Below are 266 nucleotides of genomic sequence, written 5' to 3'. Positions count from 1 at the left end.
GCGGCAGCCCAAATCCACGTTGGAACATCCGGGAACCAGTACTGCATATAGATGCCCGCAGCGGTCAGCTCTGCCATTCCCACCAGCACGAACATTACCCAGTAGTTCCAGCCAGAGAGGAAGCCCGCAAACGGTCCCCAGTATTTATAGGCAAAGTGGGCAAATGAACCGGATACCGGCTCCTCAACCACCATTTCGCCAAGCTGGCGCATAATCAGGAAAGCGATGATCCCGGCGACGCCGTAGCCCAGCAATACAGCCGGACC

1 pseudogene is annotated in these 266 nt (G+C 57.1%); it reads right to left on the bottom strand.

The annotated features are described in order from the left end of the window. Positions 1-266, bottom strand: a pseudogene (locus SB725_RS31630) (aromatic amino acid transporter AroP); the annotation flags it as partial.

The sequence above is a fragment of the Pseudomonas sp. SIMBA_041 genome (assembly GCF_046535095.1).
Taxonomy (GTDB): Bacteria; Pseudomonadota; Gammaproteobacteria; order Pseudomonadales; family Pseudomonadaceae; genus Aquipseudomonas; species Aquipseudomonas mucoides.
Note: the sequence above shows the minus strand (reverse complement) of the source record. Positions and strands in the feature narration are given on the sequence as shown.